18 protein-coding genes are annotated in these 23,321 nt (G+C 65.2%); 7 read left to right on the top strand and 11 right to left on the bottom strand.

Annotated elements, in window-relative coordinates:
- Positions 1 to 143: 143 nt before the first annotated feature.
- On the top strand, positions 144 to 2,444 hold the full coding sequence (locus tag AB4Z00_RS17000; RefSeq protein ID WP_132263336.1) for an EAL domain-containing protein: 2,301 nt from the start codon (positions 144 to 146) through the stop codon (positions 2,442 to 2,444).
- Positions 2,445 to 2,817: 373 nt separating this feature from the next.
- Here AB4Z00_RS17000 and zapE read toward each other — a convergent pair whose 3' ends face one another.
- From zapE to AB4Z00_RS16985, 3 genes are read right to left on the bottom strand one after another with little or no spacing between them, the layout of a single operon-like run.
- Positions 2,818 to 3,933, bottom strand: a complete 1,116-nt coding sequence (gene zapE, locus AB4Z00_RS16995; RefSeq protein ID WP_442046672.1) for a cell division protein ZapE — start codon at positions 3,931 to 3,933, stop codon at positions 2,818 to 2,820.
- Positions 3,930 to 4,388, bottom strand: coding sequence for a PaaI family thioesterase (locus tag AB4Z00_RS16990; protein ID WP_442046671.1), 459 nt, complete (start codon positions 4,386 to 4,388; stop codon positions 3,930 to 3,932). Before AB4Z00_RS16990 ends, zapE begins: the two co-directional genes overlap by 4 nt.
- Before the next feature lie 30 nt (positions 4,389 to 4,418).
- Positions 4,419 to 5,201 carry a succinate dehydrogenase iron-sulfur subunit gene (locus AB4Z00_RS16985; RefSeq protein WP_132263331.1) on the bottom strand — a complete coding sequence of 261 codons (783 nt, stop codon included), beginning with the start codon at positions 5,199 to 5,201 and terminating at the stop codon, positions 4,419 to 4,421.
- Positions 5,202 to 5,508: 307 nt separating this feature from the next.
- Here AB4Z00_RS16985 and AB4Z00_RS16980 point away from each other — a divergent pair, with 307 nt between their 5' ends.
- The gene (locus AB4Z00_RS16980) at positions 5,509 to 5,793 is read left to right on the top strand and encodes a DUF4242 domain-containing protein (RefSeq protein WP_442046670.1); all 285 of its coding nucleotides are present in this window, start codon (positions 5,509 to 5,511) and stop codon (positions 5,791 to 5,793) included.
- Positions 5,794 to 5,892: 99 nt separating this feature from the next.
- Here AB4Z00_RS16980 and AB4Z00_RS16975 read toward each other — a convergent pair whose 3' ends face one another.
- Entirely contained in the window at positions 5,893 to 8,754 is a 2,862-nt protein-coding gene (locus AB4Z00_RS16975) for an Rne/Rng family ribonuclease (protein ID WP_442046669.1), read from the bottom strand.
- Between the two features lie 646 nt (positions 8,755 to 9,400).
- Here AB4Z00_RS16975 and AB4Z00_RS16970 point away from each other — a divergent pair.
- From AB4Z00_RS16970 to AB4Z00_RS16960, 3 genes are all read left to right on the top strand, one after another.
- A complete protein-coding gene (locus tag AB4Z00_RS16970) occupies positions 9,401 to 10,270 on the top strand; it encodes an N-acetylmuramoyl-L-alanine amidase family protein (protein ID WP_132263328.1) in 870 nt (289 codons plus the stop codon).
- A 208-nt stretch (positions 10,271 to 10,478) separates the two neighbouring features.
- Positions 10,479 to 13,025, top strand: coding sequence for a penicillin-binding protein 1A (locus AB4Z00_RS16965; RefSeq protein ID WP_442046668.1), 2,547 nt, complete (start codon positions 10,479 to 10,481; stop codon positions 13,023 to 13,025).
- Positions 13,026 to 13,110: 85 nt separating this feature from the next.
- Positions 13,111 to 14,232, top strand: a complete 1,122-nt coding sequence (locus AB4Z00_RS16960; RefSeq protein WP_442046667.1) for an alpha/beta hydrolase — start codon at positions 13,111 to 13,113, stop codon at positions 14,230 to 14,232.
- Between the two features lie 93 nt (positions 14,233 to 14,325).
- Here the strand turns inward: AB4Z00_RS16960 and AB4Z00_RS16955 are convergent, their stop codons facing one another.
- Entirely contained in the window at positions 14,326 to 15,129 is an 804-nt protein-coding gene (locus AB4Z00_RS16955) for a helix-turn-helix domain-containing protein (RefSeq protein ID WP_442046666.1), read from the bottom strand.
- 377 nt (positions 15,130 to 15,506) lie between these two features.
- Here AB4Z00_RS16955 and AB4Z00_RS16950 point away from each other — a divergent pair, with 377 nt between their 5' ends.
- The gene (locus AB4Z00_RS16950) at positions 15,507 to 16,394 is read left to right on the top strand and encodes an enoyl-CoA hydratase/isomerase family protein (RefSeq protein ID WP_442046665.1); all 888 of its coding nucleotides are present in this window, start codon (positions 15,507 to 15,509) and stop codon (positions 16,392 to 16,394) included.
- Here AB4Z00_RS16950 and AB4Z00_RS16945 read toward each other — a convergent pair.
- Genes AB4Z00_RS16945 through AB4Z00_RS16925 form a run of 5 tightly spaced genes read right to left on the bottom strand, consistent with a single transcriptional unit; the run spans position 16,317 to position 22,033 of the window.
- Positions 16,317 to 17,750, bottom strand: coding sequence for an amidohydrolase family protein (locus AB4Z00_RS16945; protein WP_442046664.1), 1,434 nt, complete (start codon positions 17,748 to 17,750; stop codon positions 16,317 to 16,319). The two genes, AB4Z00_RS16950 and AB4Z00_RS16945, sit on opposite strands and share 78 nt — an antisense overlap.
- A complete protein-coding gene (locus AB4Z00_RS16940) occupies positions 17,744 to 18,949 on the bottom strand; it encodes a CoA transferase (RefSeq protein WP_442046663.1) in 1,206 nt (401 codons plus the stop codon). Before AB4Z00_RS16940 ends, AB4Z00_RS16945 begins: the two co-directional genes overlap by 7 nt.
- A complete protein-coding gene (locus AB4Z00_RS16935; RefSeq protein WP_442046662.1) occupies positions 18,933 to 20,432 on the bottom strand; it encodes a class I adenylate-forming enzyme family protein in 1,500 nt (499 codons plus the stop codon). The genes AB4Z00_RS16940 and AB4Z00_RS16935 overlap by 17 nt, the downstream gene beginning before the upstream one ends.
- A 42-nt stretch (positions 20,433 to 20,474) precedes the next feature.
- Positions 20,475 to 20,765 carry a hypothetical protein gene (locus tag AB4Z00_RS16930; RefSeq protein ID WP_134093109.1) on the bottom strand — a complete coding sequence of 97 codons (291 nt, stop codon included), beginning with the start codon at positions 20,763 to 20,765 and terminating at the stop codon, positions 20,475 to 20,477.
- A gap of 38 nt (positions 20,766 to 20,803) precedes the next feature.
- Complete coding sequence (locus AB4Z00_RS16925; protein WP_442046661.1) at positions 20,804 to 22,033, bottom strand: CaiB/BaiF CoA transferase family protein; 1,230 nt, start codon at positions 22,031 to 22,033, stop codon at positions 20,804 to 20,806.
- Between the two features lie 374 nt (positions 22,034 to 22,407).
- Here AB4Z00_RS16925 and AB4Z00_RS16920 point away from each other — a divergent pair, with 374 nt between their 5' ends.
- Complete coding sequence (locus tag AB4Z00_RS16920; protein ID WP_132263310.1) at positions 22,408 to 22,725, top strand: hypothetical protein; 318 nt, start codon at positions 22,408 to 22,410, stop codon at positions 22,723 to 22,725.
- A gap of 95 nt (positions 22,726 to 22,820) precedes the next feature.
- On the opposite strand, the gene AB4Z00_RS16915 is transcribed toward AB4Z00_RS16920, so the two are convergent.
- Entirely contained in the window at positions 22,821 to 23,309 is a 489-nt protein-coding gene (locus AB4Z00_RS16915) for a MarR family winged helix-turn-helix transcriptional regulator (protein WP_132263308.1), read from the bottom strand.
- Between the last annotated feature and the right edge of the window lie 12 nt (positions 23,310 to 23,321).

Here is a 23,321-nt window from a genome sequence, read left to right as displayed (position 1 = left end):
CTAACCCCGGCAGCGACAACGTCATCGCAGGGTGTGCATGAAGTTAGCAGCGCATCAGTACACGATTGAATTGCGGACGCTTTCCGACGAGGAAAGCCATGTCCTGCGTGAGGGCGTAGAGGGGAATGATTTGCGAGGCCATCATGTCTGACCTCGGCGCAAGGGCCGCGAAGATCTGGAAGAGCGCCAGATTCCGGATCGTCTTCTGGGCCGCACTCACGGGCGTCATCCTGGGCGTGACCGGAGCCGCGCTGCCGCTGGAGGACGTGCTCGTGAACGGGCGTACCTGGCTGCGGCTTCACCCGTCCAACGGCGAGATCGTCATGGTCTTGCAGGACGGCAAGACGCTGGAAGAGTTGGAAGTCCTGGACGTTTCGCGCCTGGACGACGCTACGGTTATTCGCCGGATACTCGAGGCAGGCGGCAAGAGAATTTTTGTCGACCGTTCCTTGAACGACGATGGAAAGACACCCGGCCGCGAGCAGTTCGTGGAAACCTTGAAGGCTTTCCCAGATCGCGTTTTCCTGGGCGCTATGCCGGCCAAGGATGGGCCTCGCGGGAATTATGCTGCGGTGGTGCCTTCACGGGCATTCCTTGAAAATGCTCGCGCCGTTTCGCTGCTTGCGCTCGATCATCCGTTCAACCTGAGCCTCAGCTTGCCATTTTCGTCCGACAGTCCGATCGGCGTCATTCCGAGCATGGCGGCGAGAATCGCCGGCGTGTCCCGCCCTAGCGACCGCGTTTTCCGTCCTGACTACGCTATCGATTACACCACCATCCCGACCGTCAGCTATGTCGACATATTGAAGGGGCGGTTCGACCCCGCAGTGGTGCGCGGCAAGGACATCATCATCGCCCCGAGCGCGGAAGTCTATCATGACCTCCATACTCTACCTGCGCAGGGCTATGCGCCCGGAGCGTTCTTCCACGCCATCGCGGCGGAGACGTTGAAGGACGGCGTTCCGATTGAGCTTGGCTGGTCGCCAGCGTTTCTGGTGGTGCTGGGTGTGGTGCTTTCGGGACTTGGCCGAGGCAGGGTGCTCGATATCTATCGTTTCACGGGCTTGGTTGCGGTGCTCATTGTGGCGCCTCTGGCCCTCGATCATTTCCGCATTCAGGTGGATATCGTACCTGCCATCGCCGTGGCGGCCGTAGCGGTATTCCGCATGCGGAACCTCGACCGCGTCGAGGTGGCAGGAGAAACCAATTCGGGATCGGGCCTGCCCAGCGTCCAGGTCCTGCGCAAGTACGAGGCGGTTTCGAGCCGTATCCTGGTCGCGCTTCAGATCCGGAACTATGGCGCGATCATCGGCAGCTTCGCCGAGCATGTCGAGGGGCAAGTCGCCAACGAGATCGTCCGCCGCATCCGCATCAGCGACAGCGAAGTGGTCGTCTATCACGAAGGCGGCATGTTCATGTGGCTCTCGACCATCCGCAGCACGTTCGACTTGTTCGAGAACCTCGAAGGACTGCACCGGATCGTCCAGAATGGCATCCAGGTCGGCGGTCTGGACATCGACCTTTCGTTCAACTGCGGGATCGATTCGGAGTTCGACCGGCCGGTATCCAGCCGCGTCGCCAGCGCCATGCAGTCGGCCGAGGAGGCAGTGCGCAACGACGAACTCGTCTACAAGTTCGACAGCCGCAAGCACGAGGCGCAGTGGGAAATCTCGCTGCTGACCCAGCTCGACCGTGCCATCGACAATGGCGAGGTCTGGGTGGCCTATCAGCCCAAGCTCGATGTCGCGAGCAACCGGATTATGGGCGCAGAAGCTCTCGTACGCTGGACGCATCCGGAGCGCGGTCCGATCAGCCCGGACAAGTTCATCCGCATCGCGGAAGAATTCCACCGGATCGAGCGCATTACGCGCTTCGTGATCGACGATGCCGTTCGCTCTGCCGTGGAACTGCGCCGCCAGGGCCTCGACATGACAGTGTCGGTGAACATCTCCGCGCAGCTTCTGCGCAATCCCGGCCTGCCGGTGATGATCGCCGAAATTCTCGATGCCTACGGACTGCCCGCCGACCAGCTGATTCTCGAGATCACCGAGACCGACCGACTCGATCGTAGCTCCCGAACCTTCCAGATGCTGCAGAAGCTGGTTCAGTCGGGCATCCGGCTGTCGATCGACGATTTCGGAACGGGTAACGCGACGATCGACTACTTGCGCTATCTTCCGGCCACCGAGGTCAAGATCGACAAGGTCTTCGTCCAGGCGATGGAAGGCAACAAGGAAGACCTCCTGCTCGTCCAGTCGATCATCGAAATGGCTCATTCGCAGGATCGCACGGTTGTGGCCGAAGGCGTCGAGACGCAGGCGGCTCTGGAGATCCTGCGCGCCATGCAGTGCGACGCCATTCAGGGGTACTATGTCAGCCGCCCAGTCCCATTCCGGGATCTCCTGACGCAGATCGTGGGAAGAGAGTCTCGGCGAACTGGTTAAAAAAGTCTTGATGACTTCTTAACCCATTGTTATCCATGTCCTCAGCCGCAAAATAGCGGCGGATCACATGGGGTAATGTTATGTACAGCTGGAACTGGGGCAGCCTCGGCCGCTAATAACCAATTGGGYGCGGCGCTTCGAAAGAAGCGCCGCACTTTTCCGTTGGGGCTCGGTGAAATTGGCCGAATTCCTTGGGTTTTTACTACCAGCATGACACGCACCAAGTATTCCGACGCCCTTTCCAAGCATGGAGTGGGGCGTTTTTTATTGGTGGGAATGCCTGCAGAGGCAAACGAATCGGACGAGCATCACCGCTCGCGAAAGCCGCCCGGGGGCTTCGCGTTAACGACCGATTCGCAAATCGTTAACGATTTCAGTCTTCGCCGTGACCCATGGCGAGATAGTCGGCGCTCTGCATCTCGTTGAGACGGCTTACCGTGCGCTCGAATTCGAAGCGGCCATCGCCGGCCTGATAGAGGTCTTCCGGCGAGGCATCGGCCGCAGCGATGAGCTTTACCTTGTTCTCGTAGAGCGCGTCGATCAGCGTCACGAAACGCGCCGCCTCGTTGCGGCGGTCGGGACCCATCTTGGGAATCCCCACGAGAATGACCGTGTGATAGGCGCGGGAGATCGCCAGGTAGTCGGCCGCCCCGCGGGCTTCGCCGCAGAGCCGCTTGAAACTGAACACGCCCACGCCCTTGAGGCTCTTGGGAACGTGAAGCATGCGCCCGCCGCCGACGTCGAGGTCGGCTGAAGGGACATGGTCGCTGTCCTCGGGCGGATAGTCGGTAAGGCGGTAGAAGGCCTCGCGGGCCTGCTCGGTGGCTTCCTCGCCCAGCGGGTAGTGCCAGGTGGCCATGCCGCCCAGGCGATGGAGCCGGTAATCCGTCGGCCCGTTCAGCGTCAGCACGTCCAGTTCCTTCTCGATCAGGTCGATGAAGGGCAGGAAATGTTCGCGGTTCAGGCCGTTCTTGTAGAGGTCTTTCGGCGCACGGTTCGATGTGGTGACGATGGTCACGCCTTCATCGAGGATCAGATGCGTGAACAGCCGGCTCATGATCATGGCATCGGCGGAATTGTTCACCACCATCTCGTCGAAGGCGAGAACGCGCACGTTGCGCGCGATCGTGGCGGCGACGGGCGGAATGGGATCGCCGCTTTCCTTGCGGCGTTCCTCGCGCAGCAGCGCGTGGACTTCCAGCATGAAGGCGTGAAAATGGATCCGGCGCTTTTCCTCGATGTCGAGCGTCTGATGGAACAGGTCCATCAGCATCGACTTGCCGCGCCCGACACCGCCCCACATGTAGAGACCGCGGGGTGAGGGGGCTTTCTTGCCCAGCAGCTTGCCGAAGAGGCCGGTCGAAGTCCGCGCCTTGTAGATCTCGCGCTGGAGCTGGTTGAGCCGCTCGGCAGCGGCGGCCTGCTCCGGGTCGGATCGCAGTTCGCCGGTGGCCACCAGAGCCTCGTAGCGTTCGAGCATCGCGGTCATCGCACGCTCGGCTTGCGAAGAGTGCCGAGGAAGCTGGACACGAGACGGTCTCCCTGCTCGACGGAGCCGCGAAGGAACACGAGACGGCCCGTTTCGCGCATCACTTCGCACAGCACGTCCATCGGTTCGCCGATTTGCCCCGCGCCTATGAACTGGTTGTGCAGGTCCAGCGTCACCGAGCCGGACACCTGGGCGCCGAGCACGCTGAACATTGTCGCGAACATGGCCACGTCCACGAAGGCGAGGGTGACGCCGCCGTGGACATTGCCGTGCATGTTGCTGTGGCGGCGTTCCAGATCGAGCAGGCGGACGCGGGCACTGCGCGCGCCTTCCCGCCTGATGATCATCGGTCCCAGCCCGACCGCGTTGAAGCGGGTATCGTCGTCGAGCGTCCAGGTGAACCAGCCCGGATGACCCGGGGCCGGTTCGTGGATGAATTCCGCGTCAGGCTGCACGACGAAGGGTCCGCGATCCGATCCTGCGGATCAGACCTGGCGCTCTGCCTGCATTTTCTTGATTTCTGCGATGGCGCGTGCCGGCGAGAGGCCCTTGGGGCAGACGTTGGCGCAGTTCATGATGGTGTGGCAGCGATAGAGACGGAAGGGATCTTCCAGCTCGTCCAGGCGCTCACCGGTCATTTCGTCGCGGCTGTCGGCCAGCCAGCGATAGGCTTGGAGCAGGATCGCCGGGCCCAGGAACTTGTCGGAATTCCACCAGTAGCTGGGGCACGAGGTCGAGCAGCAGGCGCACAGGATGCACTCGTAGAGGCCGTCCAGCTTCTCGCGCTGTTCCGGGCTCTGGAGACGTTCCTTGCCCGAAGGCGTGGTCGAAACGGTCTGCAGCCAGGGACGGATCGAGGCGTACTGCGCGTAGAAGTGCGTGAAATCGGGGACGAGGTCCTTGATCACTTCCATGTGCGGCAGCGGCGTGATGCGAATGTCGCCCTTGAGGTCTTCGATCGCCGTGGTGCAAGCGAGACCGTTAGAGCCGTTCATGTTCATCGCGCAGGAACCGCAGATGCCTTCGCGGCAGGAGCGGCGGAAGGTCAGCGTCGAATCCAGCTCGTTCTTGATCTTGATGATCGCGTCGAGGACCATCGGACCGCAATTGTCGAGGTCGATCTCGAAGGTGTCGTAGCGCGGGTTCTCGCCCGAATCCGGGTCGTAGCGATAGACGGTGAACTTCTTGACGCGCGCGGCGCCCTCGGCCTTGTGAACCTTGCCCTGCTTCTTGATCTTGCTGTTGGCCGGGAGGGTGAAGCTCGCCATGAAGAAATCCCCGTGATCTTGCACTGCGGCACGAACCGCGACTGAATGTCCCCTTAGCGATTCAGCCGCGCGGGGCAAGGGCCAGAGTGCGGCTGAGAGCGGTTTCGTGGCCTCATGGTGTTGCAAATCGGTCCCGCGGGATTGCGGCAGGCGAACGAATCCGGCCGATTCGGAAGGCTTCGATCGTCGAATGGCCCGGCGTTCGGGGCTATGGTCGGTCGGTGGCGGCGGCGTGCGAGGGCATTCCGGACGAAGGCACAGATCGGATTGCCAATCGGGCGCTCGCCCTGTTTTCAGGAGAGCGAGCATGATGAAGCGCTATGTGATCGAACGCGATCTGCCGGGGGTAGGCGCGATGAGCGACGCGGAGCTGGGCGGAGCCACGCGCACCTCGAATGCCGCTCTGGCCAGGATAGCAGGCATCCAGTGGGAGCATTCCTACGTGGCGGGCGACAAGACCTTCTGCATCTATCTGGCGGAGAACGAGGATCTGATCCGCAAGCATGCCGAGCTTTCGGGCTTTCCGGCCAGTCGCATCACCGAAGTCACCGCGATCATCGATCCCACCACCGAGCGCACTTGCGCTGTGTGAGGGGGCTGCGTGCCAAAGAAAAAGGCCCCGCACGATCCCGTGCGAGGCCCTTTGTCCTGGAGTGTGTGAAGGGCCGCGCAGGCCGCCCTTCACATATCCTCAGTTGCCGAAAGTACGCTGCCACCAGCCGCGACGCGGCGAGGACGGGTCTTCGGCCGAGTCGTTCGCGCTGTCGCCATCGGCGGGCGCTGCGGCTGCAGGCTCTTCCACCTTGGCGGCTTCGACGGCGGGCGTCTCGGCAGCAGGTTCGGCGGCCGCTTCGACGGTTTCCACCTTCTTGCGGCGCGTCCGCTTCGGCTTGACCGGAGCCTCTTCGGCCGCCGGTGCTTCCACGGGTGCAGGGGCCTCCGATACGGCGTCCACGGCATCCGCCTTCTTGCGGCGGGTGCGCTTCGGCTTGGCAGGAGCTTCCTCTGCCACCGGAGCTTCGACCGGCGCTTCCGTCACGGCTTCGACCGGTGCTTCCACGACATCCGCCTTCTTGCGGCGGGTGCGCTTCGGCTTGGCAGGGGCTTCTTCGGCTGCCGGGGCTTCGACGGGCGCTTCTGCCGGCGCTTCCGCTACGGCTTCCACGGCATCCGCCTTCTTGCGGCGGGTGCGCTTCGGCTTGGCAGGAGCTTCCTCCACCGCGACGACCGGCTCCGCGGCGACCACGACTTCGGCAACCACTTCCACCGGTTCCTCGGCTTCGGTGCCAGCTTCGTCGGCGGCATCTTCGCCGGCTTCGTCGCCAGCGTGCTCGCCGTTTTCACCGTTTTCGCCGTTCTCACCGTTGCGACGACCGCGACGGCGACGACCGCCACGGCGGCGACGCTTGCGGGGGGCATCCGAATCGTCGCCTTCACCGGCGGGCGCGAAGTCTTCTTCGCCAGCCTCGGCATCGCCTTCGGTTTCGCCTGCTTCGTCACCGGACTCTTCGCCTTCGGCTTCGAACTCGCCCTCGGCGCCCTGGTCGTCACGCTGGTCGCGGTTGCGGCCACGGCGGCGCTTGCGGCGCTTGCGCCGCGAACCGCCTTCGCCGTCCTCGTCACGACCTTCACCACGGCCACGCGATTCCTCGCGGGCTTCTTCTTCGAACTCGTCCTCTTCGTCGATGAAGTCATCCTCGACGTCTTCGGCGATCGGTTCGAAGCGCGGCACGAAGTCGTTGCGCGGGCCGGAAGAGACGACGCGCATCTTCGCGCCTTCGTTCTCGCCCTCGGGGATCACTTCGACGTTGACGCCGTAACGATCCTCGATGTCGGCCAGGTCGGTGCGCTTGGCGTTGAGCAGGTAGATCGCCGCTTCGGTCGACGCGAAGAGCGACACCACGACGCCCTTGCCCTTGGCCGCTTCGTCTTCGATGAGACGCAGCGCCGAGAGGCCCGCCGAACTGGCGGTGCGGACGAGGCCGGTGCCGTCGCAGTGCGGGCAGGAGCGGGTGGTCGCTTCCAGGACGCCGGTGCGCAGGCGCTGACGGCTCATTTCCATCAGGCCGAAGCTGGAAATGCGGCCGACCTGGATGCGGGCGCGATCGTTCTTGAGCGCTTCCTTGACGGCCTTCTCGACCTTGCGGACGTTCGAGCCGTACTCCATGTCGATGAAGTCGATCACGACGAGGCCGGCCATGTCGCGCAGGCGAAGCTGGCGGGCGATTTCCTGCGCGGCTTCGAGGTTGGTGGCGACCGCCGTCTGCTCGATGCCGTGCTCCTTGGTGGCGCGGCCCGAGTTGATGTCGATCGAGACGAGCGCCTCGGTCGGGTTGATGACGATGTAGCCGCCCGAACGCAGCTGCACGACGGGGTCGTACATCGCCGTCAGCTGGTCTTCTGCGCCGAAGCGCTGGAACAGCGGGACCGGATCGGCGTAAGGCTTAACCTTGCGGCCGTGGCTGGGCATCAGGAGCTTCATGAAGTCCTTTGCCGCGCGGTAGCCTTCCTCGCCCTCGACGATCACTTCCTCGATGTCGCGATTGTAGATGTCGCGGATGGCGCGCTTGATCAGGTCGCTGTCCGAATGGATCAGCGCCGGAGCGGCCGAACGCATCGTCATCTCGCGCAGTTCGTCCCAGAGGCGGGCGAGGTAGTCGAAATCGCGCTTGATCTCGGTCTTGGTGCGCTGGAGGCCGGCGGTGCGCACGATGCAGCCCATCGAACGCGGCAGGTCCATTTCGGCGATGATCGACTTCAGGCGCTTGCGGTCCGACGCCGAGCTGATCTTGCGGCTGATGCCGCCGCCGTGGCTGGAATTCGGCATGAGCACGCAGTAGCGGCCCGCCAGGCTGAGGTAGGTGGTGAGGGCGGCGCCCTTGTTGCCGCGTTCTTCCTTGACGACCTGGACCAGCAGCACCTGGCGGCGGTGGATCACGTCCTGGATCTTGTAGCGGCGGCGCAGCGCCATGCGCTTGGCGCGCAGTTCGTCGGCTTCCTTGGAGCGGCCACCATTACGGCCACCCTGGCGGCGACCGCGTCCGCGGCGTCCACGACCCGAGGATTCTTCTTCCGAAGCGTCTTCGTCCGAAGTCTCGAAGCCGTTCTCGACGTTGCCGTCCTCGATCGTGGCGACATGGTCCTTTTCGGATGTGTCGACTTCGGTCAGGCCGCCGTCCTGGAAGTCTTCGCCTTCGTAGCCTTCGCCGCCTTCTTCGTCCTCGTCATCGCCTTCCGAAGCGCGCAGGGCGGCTTCTTCCTCGGCATGCGCGGCTTCTTCCGCCAGCAGGGCCTCGCGGTCCTCCTTGGGGATCTGGTAGTAGTCGGGGTGGATTTCGCTGAAGGCAAGGAAGCCGTGGCGATTACCGCCGAAGTCGACGAACGCCGCCTGGAGCGAAGGTTCCACGCGGGTGACCTTCGCCAGGTAGATGTTGCCCTTTATCTGCTTCTTGTCGGCCGATTCGAAATCGAACTCTTCAATGCGATTTCCCTTGAGTACCGCCACCCGTGTTTCTTCCGGGTGGCGCGCATCGATGAGCATGCGCGTTGCCATTGTATATTCTCCGTACGCGCTCTGCCCCGGCCGGATCAGCCAGGGCGGCGCGTGTCTGTTCGATGGTGCCCGCCGCGAGAAGGTCGGGCCTGCCGGATGCGGCAAGGCCAGCCTCGAAACGGGCGGAGGTAAAGTTGGAAACGGGGCAATCCAGCGCCCCGAGTGCGACTGTTTTCTTGTCTGTCGCGGCAGAGGCCGCGATGGTGCCCGCTGTCTTCCGGCGGATTGCCAGGAGACGGGCGGGCGTGTCTGCGAGCGGAAGTGCGCGTGGCGAGTTCGGACACGCGAAGAATTGCGCCCACACCGCCACCGCCCTCTCGGGCGTCGGCTGGCAAGGCGGCAATTGGCTTCTCATCTCTCGCGTCAACCTGTTCGATCCGGAACGAATTTTCCGGTTTTTGACGGCCGGGATTTGGCTTGGTCGGCCCTGTCCGGCACCATCCTAGTGGTGTCTGTCCGGATTTCGAAGGCCGAAGCTTCTTGGGCCCGGGTCGAAACGGCCTAGCATTCAAGACACTGCACGGCAAGTTCATTGCCGAACAGTGAGCGTTATCGCCGTGCGGATTGCCGCCAGGCGCGTGAAATCGGGGGAAAAGCGCTGTTCGGCGGGATTGCGGCGAGCGTTGGGCGATCCTAGTCAAACGGGATGTCGCGCAGCACGCAGCTCGTCATGATCCTTTCCGCGCCCCTGGCGCTGGCGATCGCATTGTGGGTGCTCTGGCCGCGTTTCTTCCCCTCGCAGCGTGATCTTGACTATGTCGTGCGCTTCGATCTGCCCGAGGTGGGCATGCCGGTGGACCTGCCGCGGATCGACGGGCCCGGCGATGCCAGCCGGCCGCTGGTGGTGATCGACGCGGGTCACGGCGGTTTCGATCCCGGCGCCGGGCAGGGCGATGCCAAGGAAAAGACGGTCGCACTCAGGATCGCCCTGGCGCTGCGCAACCGGCTGCTGGAGGACGGCGGCATTCGCGTGGCGCTGACCCGCGATGCCGATCGCTTCATCGCATTGCCGGACCGGCCGGACATGGCGCGGCGGCTTGGCGCCGACCTTTTCGTGTCGATCCATGCCGATAGCGCGGACAGCGACGCCGCGCGCGGGGCCAGCGTCTATGTCCTGTCCGAAAAGGGCTCCAGCGAGGCTGCCGAGCGCTTCGCCGCGCGGGAAAACGCAGCGGGGCGGGTCAATGGCGTCGCCCTGGCGCAGACCAGCCAGACGGTGGGCGCGATCCTGCTCGATCTGTCGCAGCGGGGCACCCAGGCCGGCTCCACGCAAGTCGGCGAACTCGTGCTGCGCGAGATGCGCGGCGCCAACCTCGGCCTCCACCGGGACCAGGTGCAGACCGCGGCGCTGGCCGTGCTCAAGGCGCCGGATATCCCCTCGATCCTGTTCGAGACCGGCTATATCAACAATGAGGCGGACGCTCAGCTGCTGACATCCCGCGCGGGGCAGCAGGCTCTGGCGGATGCCGCGGCCAGGGCCATCCGCGCCTATTTCGCCCGGAAAGTCGGCGTCTGACCGTCTCCTCTGCGCGCAGGAGCGGTTCGAGCAGAACGGTCGCTGCGACGAAAAGAGCACGCCGCATCTGGCCTTGCGCAAAAAGCCCGTGCTAGAGCCCGAGCCGCTGAACCGGGGCGTAGCAGTTTCCGATCCATCTTTGTTGCGGCATTTTTCCGGGTCCTCAGGTGTTTCCACCTGACCTGAAAATGCTCTAGAGGCAGTCGAAATGACCGACGAGATCATCGACAACGGCTCCGAGCAGCCGCCCGAGGACGCCCACTATCGCATCAGCCGTGGTGCCGGCCGTCGTTTCGGCCGACCCTTCGCTGCATTTGGGGGCGCCTGGCGCGAACGCAAGTGGCTGCGCCGCTTCACTTATGCCGCGGGAACCGGCCTCGTCGCGCTCGGCGGGCTCTGGATTGCCTTCACCCACGATCTTCCCGACGCCAGCAAGCTGTTGGAATATCAGCCGCCTTTGCCCACCATGGTGCGCGGCGTCGATGGCCAGATCGTCTACAGTTATGCCCGCGAGCGCCGCGTCCAGCTGCGCTACGTCGATTTCCCGAGGCCGCTGGTCGACGCTTTCCTCTCGGCCGAGGACAAGACGTTCTGGACCCACGGCGGCGTCGATGTCACCGGGCTTGCCGGCGCGGTGGTGGACTATGCCTCCAAGCTCGGCACCGGGGGCCGCGCGCGCGGCGGTTCGACGATCACCCAGCAGGTGGCCAAGAACATCCTGATCGGCGACGAATACTCCGTCACGCGCAAGCTCAAGGAAATGGTGGTCGCCCGCCGTATCGAGAGCGTGCTGAACAAGCCGCAGATTCTGGAACTCTACCTCAACGAGATTCCGCTGGGCCGCCAGAGCTTCGGCGTCCAGGCTGCTGCCCGGGCCTATTTCGGCAAGGATGTCGACCAGCTCCAGCTCCACGAAGCCGCGTTCCTGGCGATCCTGCCCAAGGCGCCGGAGCGTTACGGCCGCAAGCAGTACGAGGGCATGGCGGTCGAGCGCCGCAACTGGGTGCTCGATCAGATGGTGACCAACGGCTGGGCGACGCGCGCCGATGCCGACGCCGCCAAGGCCCAGCCGCTCGGCCTGATCGCCCGCCGCGTCGAGACTTATCCTTCCGGCAACGGCTACTTCATCGAGGAAGTGCGCCGCCGCCTGATCGACCAGTACGGCGAAAAGGCCGAGGACGGGCCGAACAGCGTCTATGCCGGCGGCCTCTGGGTGCGCACTTCGCTCGATGCGCAGATGCAGGGCGCCGTGCGCGATGCCCTGCGCGCGGGTCTGCTGCGCTATCAGGGCGGGCGGGCCTGGGCCCATCCGATCGCGCATATCGACGACATGAGCACCTGGCAGTCCCAGCTGATCGTTTCCAACAAGACGATCGACTACAAGGACTGGCGCGTCGGCGTGATCGTCGATCGCAGCGGCTCGACCGGCCGGATCGGATTCTCCGACGGCAATATATCGACGCTCACCAATATCTCGGACCTGGCCAAAGTGGGTGACCTCGTCGCCGCGGCGCCGGTTTCCTCGGATACGTACGCAGTTCGCACCATTCCCGAGGTTTCGGGCGGCATGGTGATCGAGCAGCCGGGCACCGGCCGTATCATGGCGATGCAGGGCGGGTTCGATTCCGGGCTCGATTCCTTCAACCGCGCCGTGCAGGCCGAACGTCAGCCTGGCTCCACCATCAAGCCCTTCGTCTACGCCACCGGCCTGCAATACGGCATGACGCCGGCGACCCAGGTGCTCGACGGTACGTTCTGCGTCTATCAGGGCGGGGCGCTGGGCAACAAATGCTTCCGCAACTTCGGCGGCGAAGGCGGTTCCGGCAGCCACACCATGCGTTGGGGCCTGGAACAGTCCCGCAACCTGATGACCATCCGCATCGCCAACGACACCGGCATGAAGCGCGTGGTGAAGACCTTCAAGACCGTCGGCATCGGGGACTACAAGCCCTACTTATCCTTCGCGCTCGGCGCGGGCGAAACCACGGTTTCGCGCATGGTCAATGCCTACTCCGCCCTGGCGAACAATGGCGTGCAGTTCGCGTCCTCGCCGATCGATTACGTGCAGGACCGCAATGGCAAGGTGATCTGGAAGCCGGACAACCGCCGCTGCGATACCTGCAACATGCCCGAATGGGACGGCAAGCCGATGCCGCGCGTCGTGCGCCGGGGCAAGCAGGTGATCGATTCCGGCACTGCCTACCAGGTGGTCCACATGCTCGAAGGCGTGGTGACCCGCGGCACCGCCGTGGTCCTGCGCGACCTTGGCATGCCGATGTTCGGCAAGACCGGCACCACCAACGGCCCGACCGACGTCTGGTTCGTCGGCGGCACGCAGGACTATGTCGGCGGCGTCTACCTCGGGTACGATACGCCGCGCTCGCTCGGTGGCTATGCGCAAGGTGGCCGTATTTCCGCGCCGATCTTCAAGCAGGTGGTCCAGGCCACGCGCGAGCGCTGGGGCACGCAGCCGTTCGTCGCGCCTGCGGGGATCCGCATGGTCCGCATCGATCGCGTCAGCGGCAAGCAGGTCATGGGCGTTGAGCCGGGCAACGACCCGAAGGCGGCCGTGATCTGGGAAGCCTTCAAGCCCGATACCGAGCCGCGCCAGTATTCGCCTGAAGACGAATTCGCGCGCCGCCGCGATGCGCTTGTCGCCGAGATTCGCGGCGTGCGCGAAGCCCGCCAGGCCGCGATCACCGCCAGTTCCGGCGAGCAGCAGGACTTCGCCGAACAACAGGGTGGCGTTTATTGAGCCTGCGAGGCGGGCGGGAGGTCTCTCTCGCTCGCCAAGCGTGAATTGCAGCCATACAACGGGCCTCTCTAACAGGGAGGATTGGATGCAATTCGTGATCGGTACGAAGAAAAGAACTTCGACTCTCGCACATTTCGGGCTGGGAATGACGGCGCTGGCCGTCGCTTTCGCGCCCTTTGGCCTTGCCGCGAAGGAAGCGGCTGCGGTCTCGGCGCCCGCACCGGCGTCAGGAGCCACGGCGTCGCCTTATGTGCGGCCGGACGTGGCGGCCTATCTCAAGGCGTCGAACGCGCATCCGATGCCGCCGCTGACGGCCGAAGTGATCGCGCAGATCCGCAAGCTGCCGCCGTCGGCCATGCCGTCCCGCGACCTTCCCGTCGGCGATCTCGCGGTGATGAAGGACCTGACCATGCCGGGGCCGGGCGGATCGATCCCCCTGCGCCTGTTCGATACGCGGGCAGAGCGCGGACCGGGACCGGTGGTGGTGTTCTATCACGGCGGTGGCTACGTGCTGGGCAGCATCGATACCCATGCCGCGCTGGCCGCCGAAATCTCGCGCCAACTCGACTTGCCGGTGGTCTCGGTCGAATATCGCCTGGCGCCGGAGCATCCCTGGCCCGCCGCTCCCGATGACGGAGAGGCTGCCGCGCGCTGGGTGGCCGCGAACGGCAAGGCATTGGGCCGCGATGTCACGGGACTGGTTCTCAGCGGCGATAGCGCCGGCGGCAATCTCACCCTGATCGCGGCGGCGGCCCTGCGCGACAAGCCGGCGGCCGTGCCGGTGATCCTGCAAGTGCCGATCTATCCCGCGGCCGATTTCACCCGCAGCTATCCTTCGGCTCAACAGTTCGCCAAGGGCTACGGCCTCGACGACAGCATGACCGCGCTGTTCCAGAAGCACTATGCAGCCGATCCCAAGAGCCCGCGCAGCTCCCCGATCCTGGGCAGCCTGACCGGCCTGCCGCCCACGGTTCTGGTCACGGCGGGGCTCGATCCGCTGCGCGATCAGGGCCGCGCTTATGCAGCCAAGCTCGTCGAGGCGGGCGTGCCGACGGCTTTCTATGAAGGCCGCGGACTGGTCCACGGTTTCGCGACCTTCCGGCAGGCGATCCCGTCCGCCCAGACGGATACGGCGAACTTCCTCAAGATCGCCCGCACCATGCTGGACGAGATCCAGGCCGGCGAGAAGCAGGCCGGACAGAAATAAGCGCTCCAAAGGAAAAGGCCTCGCGGTCATGCCGCGAGGCCTTTTTTCCGTTGCCGGTTCCGGTGGCGGTTCTCGCCCCCGGTCAGGCGGTCTTCAAGCCGCGTGCGAGAGCAGTTCCGGCTCGGGCATCGGCGTGGGATCGGGCAGGCACTTGCGCAYCGCGTCACCCAGGGAGTGCAGCAGCGCCTCGGGATTGACCTTGTCGTCCTTGCCGTAGATCAGGCTGATGACCAGCGGGTGACCCTCGGGCTGGCGCGGGACGAGACCGGAAAGGGCCTCGGCGCCGCTGCCGAAACCGGCCGGGCCGAACACATGGCGCGGGTCGCGGCAGGTATCGATGCGGTTCATCATGTCGGCGAACTGGAACTTGCCCTGCTCGTCGGCTTCGGCATTGAGACGGCGGACCATGCCCTCGCAGCGCTGGCGTGCGATGGTGGACAGCATGAGCCAGCCGGCTCCGTTCTGGGCGAGGGGTTCCTTGATCCCGCCGGCCAGTTCGCGCGTTGCGGCAAGGGCACGCGGGCCATGGCGCCAGTTCACGATCTGCACGTCCAGCCCGACCATCGAGGTGAGCGCGACCGAAAGGCCGGTCTGGGCGACCAGGCGGTCCATCAGGCGGACGATCCGGCCGTCGCGGACCAGTTCGGGCTGGCCCGAAGTGCCGATCAACGCGGCGCGGGGCGTGAGGCTATAGGCGCGGGAATAGGGATCCTTGTGAAGCAGGCCGAGTTCCACGAGGCTCGAAAGCAGTTCCGACGTGCTCGACTGCGGCCGATTGTAGCGGCGCACGATGTCCATGACGGTCGCTTCGCGGTGGGAATCGTCGAAATATTCGAGCACTTCGATGACGCGGCGAGCAATCTTCGCCTTGTTCGATGAGGTCGTCTTTCCAGGCATGAGGTCTCTCCTCCCTCCGGGTGGTGATGGAAACTCACTTCTCTCCTCGAGTCGGTCTCTATAAAAACTGAGCCTGACTCGTTTTTTGCTAAACCGGGTTAGCATCATGGCGATGCTGCTTCAATAGGCTTCGCGCATGCGATGATGTCGAAATGGAGGTAGTGCCAAGGAACTGGCGGATTTCTGCCATTTTATGCCCGAAACAATGCGTTGGAGCGCAAGTTTGCTGCGGCGGGTTGGCCTTGGCGAAAAGGGATGGGCATGTTTCAAGCAGCACAGGGAATTGACCGGAAAGGTAATGCACTGCGGTGACTCCAGACGACGTGACCCTCTCCCTGCAGGACCTGGCCGCCCCCGGTAGCTATCCGGATTGGCCGATGGCCTTCGTCGATCTGGGAAAAGGGGCCCGGGACGCCCCCGGATTTCGGCTGCCGCCTTATCCGGTGATCGGCCTGGGTCCTTGCGATCATCCGCTGGCAGCGCGACTCGACGCCTGCCTCGAACCGCGCTTCACGCCCGAGGCCTTGCTGGAGGCTGTGCGTGACCAGCCGAGCGCGGCGGCGGTGGTGACGCAGTTGCTGCGCATTCTGGACCATTTACCCGATGAGGAAGCGCTCGTCGCCGAGTCGCTGGCCTATGCAGTGCTGCAGGGCAGCGACGCGCATCGGCGCTGGATCGCCGCGCGGCGCCCGGCGCACGCCGCGCTTCGCGAAGGGCGGGTAACGCTTGCGCGCGAAAGGGACATCCTGACCGTCACGCTGGATCGGCCGGAAGCGGGCAACGCCATCGATCGGACCATGCGCGACGCGCTTCATGAGGCCTTCGCGCTGGCCAATGCCGACCGGACCATCGAGCGGGTCCGCCTGCGGGCGGGGGGGCGCAGCTTCAGCCTGGGCGCGGACCTTGCCGAGTTCGGCACCACGACCGATCCGGCCACGGCCCATGCGATCCGCTGTGTCACGCTCCCCGCCAGCGAGGCGCTGATGTGTGCGGACCGCATGGATGTGCACATCGACGGGGCCTGCATCGGCGCCGGGCTCGAACTGGCGGCTTGCGCGGCGCGGATCACGGCGAGCCGCCGCGCGTGGTTTCAGTTGCCCGAACTGGCGATGGGCATATTGCCCGGGGCCGGGGGCTGCGTGTCGCTCAGCCGGCGGATCGGCCGCCAGCGCACGTTGCTGATGGTGTTAAGCGGCCGCCGTCTCGGCGCTCGCGAGGCGTTGGCCTGGGGACTGGTCGATGCGCTGGTGGACGACCCGACCTGACGCGATCGTCATGCGTACATCCCCGCTGTCCAGACGGCCGCGCGCTTCCTGCCAGGTTCGGTCGAGCAGGCACAAGTCGGCTTGTTCGCCCACGGCGATGCGGCGCTGGCGTGAGAGGTCGAGCGGATCGGAAAGAAAGAGTGCCAGCGCTTGCTCCGGCGTCAGGGCCTCTTCCGGCGTAAACGGGACGCCCGCGGCGGTGCGGCGCTGGACGGCAGCGCGCATGCCGGCCCAGGGGTCCGTGCTGCCGTAAGGCGCGTCGCTTCCTCCGGCGAGGCAGATCCCGGCGTCCTGCAGGCTGCGCAGACGGTACAAGTCGGGATGATGCCGGGTTTCGACTTCGGCAAGATAGCGGTCGCCATGCCCAGCAACGAACTGCGGTTGCACGCAGGCCTTGAGGTTCAGGTCAGCGAGGCGCGCCGCAAGTTCGGGCGAAACGACCGAGGCATGTTCGATCCGGTCACCGTCCAGGCTTCCCGCGGCCTCCAGCAGGGCGAGGGTGAAGACCAGCTCCACTTCGGTGACGCAGTGGACCGCCACGCCGCGGCCCTGGTCGTGCGCCTGGGTGATCCAGGCGCTCGTCTGCTCGAAATCCGGCAAGGCGCTTTCGTGCAAGTGGAGTTTGGCGGGGCCGAGGCGCCAGCCGTCCTGCTGCTGCGCGGACGCGAGCGACAGGGCGCCGCCCAGAACCACCGACTGTTTCAAAGCGCCGCCCGCGCGCTGCGCAGAAAAATGGCGGGCCATTGCCGGATCGTTGCGCGGTGACAGATCGGTAATGCCGGTTATGCCCGAGGCCGCCAGGCGGCTGCTGGTCGCGGCAAAGTCCGGTGGTGTGCTGCCCAGGGCCTGCTGCAGCCAGCGGTCCTCGTCGAACAGCCTGCCGGTGAAGTGCCCGTTCTCGCGCTCCAGGCCGGGCGGGGCGGGGCCCCGGTCGAGGAGTTCGGCAAGCGCCAAGCTGTTGAGGAACCACATGCGGCCTGTCCTGTGCTGCATGCGCAGCGGCCGCGAGGGGACGATCGTGTCGAGCATGCGGGCATCGGGCAGCGTGCCGCCCAGAATGCTTTCGCAGAAACCTGTGCCGCGCAGCCAAGCCTCGCCGGGCTGGGATAGCGCGCCGATCAACGCGTCGCGGTCGGACACTTGCGGCGGCCCGCAAAAGACCGAGGCCTCGCGCACCGCCAGCGCGGCAAGATGGAGATGATGGTCGTGAAGGCCCGGCAGCAAGGCGCCACCGCGAGCGAGGATGACTGGCTCTCCCGCGCGGGGCTGGAGCGTGCCGATGGCTGTGACGAGCCGCCCCTCCAGGCGCAAGTCGGCCGTGCCCTGGCCGTGGATCTCGGCATCGCGGATCAGCATGCGAGCGCCGCGGCAAGGTAACGTTCGGTATCGGCGCCGAGCGGACGGACGGGCGCGCTCGGAACCCGCGGGGCAAGAGCGGGAAAGGGATGGCCGACTGCCTGGCCCCAGCTGCGAAGTTCGCAGTCGAGCGCGGCGCGGTCGAAGGCGCGTTCCTCGGCCAGCGCCATGGCGACGATCGCGCTCATCGACAGGCCGATCCGCCTGGCACCCCCTTGCTGCAACGCACGAAGCACTTCGCGCGCGCCGACGATGCCGGTCAGCGGATCGGCGATGGCATCGCCCACATATCCGATTTCGCCGGTGACTTCGGCAAGGGCGCGGGACAAGCCCCCGGCCACGCCGCAATCGTTGCCGATCCCGACCCAGTTGGCCGGCTCCCCGCGCGCGCCGTGGCCGGTCACGGTCAGCCAGACCAGCCCCGGAATCTCGCGCACAAGCGCGTCGGCATCGATGCCGAGATGGCGCAGCGCCCTGGGGCGCGAGCTTTCGATGACCACGTCGGCGCTGCGAATGAGGCCGATCAGACGCGCTTTCTGTTCGGCGCTGGCGAAATCGACGAGCAGGCTCGCCTTGCCCTGGTTGATGCGGTCAAACGTGGCGGGATCGTCGCGTCGGATCAGGTCCGGACGCGTAAGGCTTTCCACTTTTACGACTTCCATGCCGGCTTGCCATAGCAAGTGACCCGCCAGCGGCCCCGCCCAGATGGCCGAGAGATCCACCACCAGCGGACGATGTCCAGCGGTGCGCCTGCGCTTGTCTCCGCGTTCCAGGATTTCGACCGGAGCGGATACCGGTTCCTCGTCGGCGCTCGCCACGGGCAATCCCAGCATGCGCCCGCGCTCCAGCAGATCGGCGCAGTCATGCCGGAGGGCGGCTGCGGCGATGGCGGCATGATCGAAGACCGCCAACGCCTCGTCCTGGAACAGGGCGGGCAGGAGTTCGCGGTCGACATCGCGGATCAGGGTGAGTGCGAACCAGCGGCCGTCGCGGGTCGGCAGGAGGCGGCTGCCACCAAGTCCGGCGGAAATGCGGCCGCCGATGCGGTAGCCGCCATGGGCGCCGCGTTCGCCAAGCAGGGCGGCGCCGTGGAGGCGGGGCAGGCCATGGTCGCGCGCGAGCGCCGCCAGTTGCCGGTCGGCCCAGCGCGCCAGCGGGATTGCGGGCCCCTTGGCCTCTGCGTCAGCCGGCAAGGACATCCTTGACCTTGCGGCGCAGGAGCTTGCCCATTTCGTTGTATGGAAGCTCCGACAAGAACACGATTTTTTCGGGCACGCGCGAGGAGCGCAGCCGTGCGCGGACAAGATCCTTGAGGTCCGGCTCGGCAGGCATTTCGTGTCCGTCACGCAGCACGATGGCGACGCCCACGGCTTCGCCCCATTCCACCGAGGGGATCGCGCAGGCGCAGGCATCGGCCACGGCAGGATGGGTCAGCAGCACGTCCTCGATCTCGCCGGGGGACATGTTCTCGCCGCCGCGCACGATCACGTCGTCGGCGCGGCCGGACAGGAAGAGGTAGCCGTGTTCGTCCATGTAGCCGGCATCGCGGGTGGGGAACCAGCCTTGCGCGTCGAGCGCGCTCTTTTCCTTGTATTCTCCCGAGACCTGTTCGCCGCGGACATAGATTTCGCCGGGCTGTCCGGGGCCAAGGGTCTCGCCGTCTTCGCCGCGAATCTCGATCTCCACCGTGGGGATCGGCTTGCCAAGCGAGGTCAGCCGCGCGCGGATCGCGGGGTCCTGGGAGGCGAGCGCCTCGCGGTGATCGTCCGGGCCGAGCAGGGCGACGGTGGAGCTGGTTTCGGTGAGGCCGTAGGCATTGGTGAAGCCCGCTTCGGGGAACAGCTCCAGGGCCTTGCGGATCACTTCGAGTGGCATCTTGCCGCCACCATAAGCGATAGCGCGTAGGCTGGATATGCCTGCCGCGCCGGCCCGCTCCATCGCTTCGATGATGCGCGCGAGCATGGTCGGGACGACGAAGGCGTTGGACACCTGTTCGTCCGCGACGAGCGAGAGCCAGCCTTCGGGCGAGAAGGCGGGAAGCATGACGATCCGCCGCAGCGAATAGATCGAGGAGAGCAGGGCGGAAATGCCGGCGATGTGATAAGGCGGCACGACCACGAGCGCGGCATCGCCCTCATCGGCGGTGCCGAATTCCACGGTGCCGAAGATGTACCCCAGCAGGTTGGAATGGCGCAGGATCGCCGCTTTCGGCGCTGCGGTGGTGCCGCTGGTGAAGAGCTGGATCGCCACCCCTTCGCCGGGATCGTATTCGCGGGCATCCTCGGCTGGGACGGTTTCCTGAGCCTTCAGTGAGAACTCTTCTCTGGAAAGCACCGTATGGCCCTGGTCCGCGGCAAGGCGGGTGATGCGCTCCTCGTCGCCGATCACCAGCGCCGGGGCTATGCGGCCGAGCAGGGCGGCAAGATCGGCATCGGGCAGGCGGTAGTTGAGCGGGCAATAGGGCACGCCCGCCAGCGCGGCGCCGAACACGGCGATCACCGCCGCCTCGCTGCTTTCATCGAGCAGCGCGACATATTGAGCATCGCTTTGCCGGATCAGTTCGAAGGCGCCCCGTGCTGCGGCCAGCAGGTCGCCGTAAGTCCACCGCTTGCCCTCGCAGACGAGGCCGACGCGGTCGGGCGCGGCTTCTGCCGCCATTTCGAGGAGGAGGGCGATGTTCATCGGTGAGCGGGGCCTTGCAGCGCTTGCGGGAGAATGCCGGGATCAGTCGGAGGCGGGAAGCGGCTTGGCGTCCTTGACCACCAGCGCCACGCCGTCGACCGAGAGCGAACCCTTCCCGGGCTTCACGCAAAGCAGTTCGTACCTGCCGTCCGCATCGACATAGCGTTTCCCCATGAGCGTGCCGGCGGAGAAGTCGGCCGCCAGCGGAGCGGCATCGGCGGGCTTGGCTTCGTCCATCGGTGCGCCGCCGCATTCGATCGTGCCGTCAGCAGCGCGGATCACCATGACTTCGGTGTCGCAGGCAGCGCTCTTGAGACGGGTTCCAGGCTTCATCTTCTAGGTTCCTTGCAGTCGAATTGTCGGGAGCGGGATCAGGCGATCGCGCCCTTGGACTTGAGATCCTCGATCCGGTCCCAGTCCACGCCCATCTCCATGAGCACGATTTCGGTATGTTCCGAGGCCTGGGGCGAGCGCGTGGTTTCCACCGCCTCGCCATTGAACTGGACGGGGCCGCGCACCAGCTTCAGCGGCTCTCCGCCGTCGGCGCCCTCGACCTCGATCAGCATGTCGTTGGCGAGCGCCTGCTCGTCGCTGGCCAGTTCGAGCAAGTTGAGGATCGGCGCCCACTGGCCCTTCAGCGTCTTCAGATGCTCGCGCCAATAGGCGAAGGGCTTCTCGGCGAAAGCGGCGACCAGGATGTCGCTGGCGGCCTTGGAGTGCTCGATCAGGCTGAGCACGTCCTGGAAGCGCGGATCGTCCGCGGCTTCGGGCCGGCCGACATGTTCGAAGGTGTCGCGAATGAGCCCGGTCGGGCTGACCATGCACAAGTTGATGGTGCGATTGTCGGACGTCCAGAAATTGCCCATGAAGGGATTCTTGGCGCCGCCGCCCGAACTGGGCATCGCGTTCTTGGTGATCACGCCGGTCTCGACGGCCTGCGCGATGTTCGCGCCCGAGGCCCAGGCCGCGGTGCTCATCAGCGAGACGTCGAGTTCGGCGGCCTCGCCGGTCTTCTCGCGGTGGAAGAGTGCGGCGGAGATGCCGCCGGCAATGAACATGCCGCCGATCGAATCGCCGAAGGCAGGCATCCCCTGAGAGAGCGGACCGGGCAGTTCGGGCGGGGTCATGCAATCGGCAATGCCGCTGCGCGACCAGAAGGCGGTGCCGTCGAAGCCGCCTTTTTCGCGCTCGGGTCCCTTGTCGCCCCAGGCACTGCCGCGCGCATAGATGATGTTCGGATTGGCGGCGCGGATGTGCTCGACGTCGAAGCGGTTCTTCTGGCGCACCTGCGGAAGGTAGTTGGTGAGAAACACGTCGCAGTGCTTCGCCATTTCGTAGAGCAGTTCCTGGCCTTCCGCGGTCGAGAGGTCGATGCCGACGCTGCGCTTGCCGCGATTGGGATGCTCGAACAGCGTATGGCGCAAGGGATCGAGCTGGACGCCGCCCATGTTGAGGAAGCCGCGCTGGGTATCGCCGCGCACGGGATGCTCGATCTTGATGACGTCCGCGCCCCAGTCGGCCAGGATCGCTCCGGCGGCCGGTGTGAATGTGAACTGCGCCACTTCGAGGACGCGCACCCCCTGCATCACCTTAGTTGCCATCGTCTGCCTGTCCCCGCTCATCGCTGAAAATTCTGTTATCGCTATGAAATCTTCGGCGAAGAGTGCCCGAGAGGCCCGGATTTCCGCCTCCGCCGAGGCTTCATTCGATTTGAGCGCAAAGGTGGGGGCTGGCAACCCGCGCCTCATCGTGCCCACGATCAAGCCTGCCAATTGCTGCGCCCTCCGCCGGTGCGATGCCTTCCTGCGCTGCATTGCAGCATGATCCGGCTGGCGGATGGATCGCCGTGTGCAGTTGCAAAAAAGTTTTGATTGGTGCTGAAAATGCAATTGACTATCTGTTCAACAACTCCTAACCTAGGTTAGTAAGTTGAGAAAACCTCGACACCAACCTCGATTTTTTGGAGATGCCTGAGATGAACAAGTTCGTTGCCCTTGCCGCTGCTGCCGCTGTCGCCACCTTCGGCATCGTTCCGGCCGCTTTCGCCGAAACCACCCAGTCGGTTCGTGCTGTCACCGAAGAGGCCGCCGCGCCGCTCGACCTGACTGCCGGCAAGATGCTCTATGGTGCCAATGGCTACCGTCTCGCGCCGATCTACCGCGTTGCCGCAGACGGCAATCCGCAGGTCATCCTGAACGGCCGCCTCGTCACGGTCCCTGCCGCCAGCCTGACGGCCGTCGACGGCAAGCTGACCACCTCGCTGTCGAAGAAGGACATTGCCGCGGCCAAGTAAGCCGGGCGCAATAGCCAAGAAAAAAGGGCGGCTCCTGCGAGCCGCCCTTTTTTGTACCTGCCGTATTGATCGGTCCGGCCTGACGAAATGGCCGCTCAGTCGCGGCTGATATTGTCGTAGATGCGGTTCATGTAGCTGCGCAGCTGCTCGATCTCGCTTTCCGAAAAGCCCTGGAACATGCGTTCCTCGCGCTCATTGGCGATCTCCCCCAGCTGGTCGAGCAGGGGCTTTGCCTCGTCGGTCAGGTAGACCGCGCGTGCCCGGCGATCGTCGGCGCGGTCGCGGCGCTCCAGCAGGCCTTCCGCGCAGAGCCGGTCGATCAGTCGTCCGGCGGAGGCTTCCGACATTTCCAGATATTCGGCGATGATGCGCTGCGTCGAGCCGGGATGGCGCGAAACCACCGCGATCATCGCCCATTGCGAGCGGGTCACGTTGAGAACGGCCACCTTGCGGTCGAAATTGCTGCGCTGAAGCCGGGAAATCACCGTCATGCGCAGGCCGACCTGGCGACGGGGACTGATGTCGGGGTCGTTGAAAGCCTCGCCCAGTCTGCCGGTCAGCTTTTCTTCCGCGTCGGTTGCCACTCAATACTCCTG

The sequence above is a fragment of the Novosphingobium sp. YAF33 genome, assembly GCF_052113265.1.
Classification (GTDB): domain Bacteria; phylum Pseudomonadota; class Alphaproteobacteria; order Sphingomonadales; family Sphingomonadaceae; genus Novosphingobium.
This window is presented reverse-complemented; position numbering and strand designations above follow the sequence as displayed.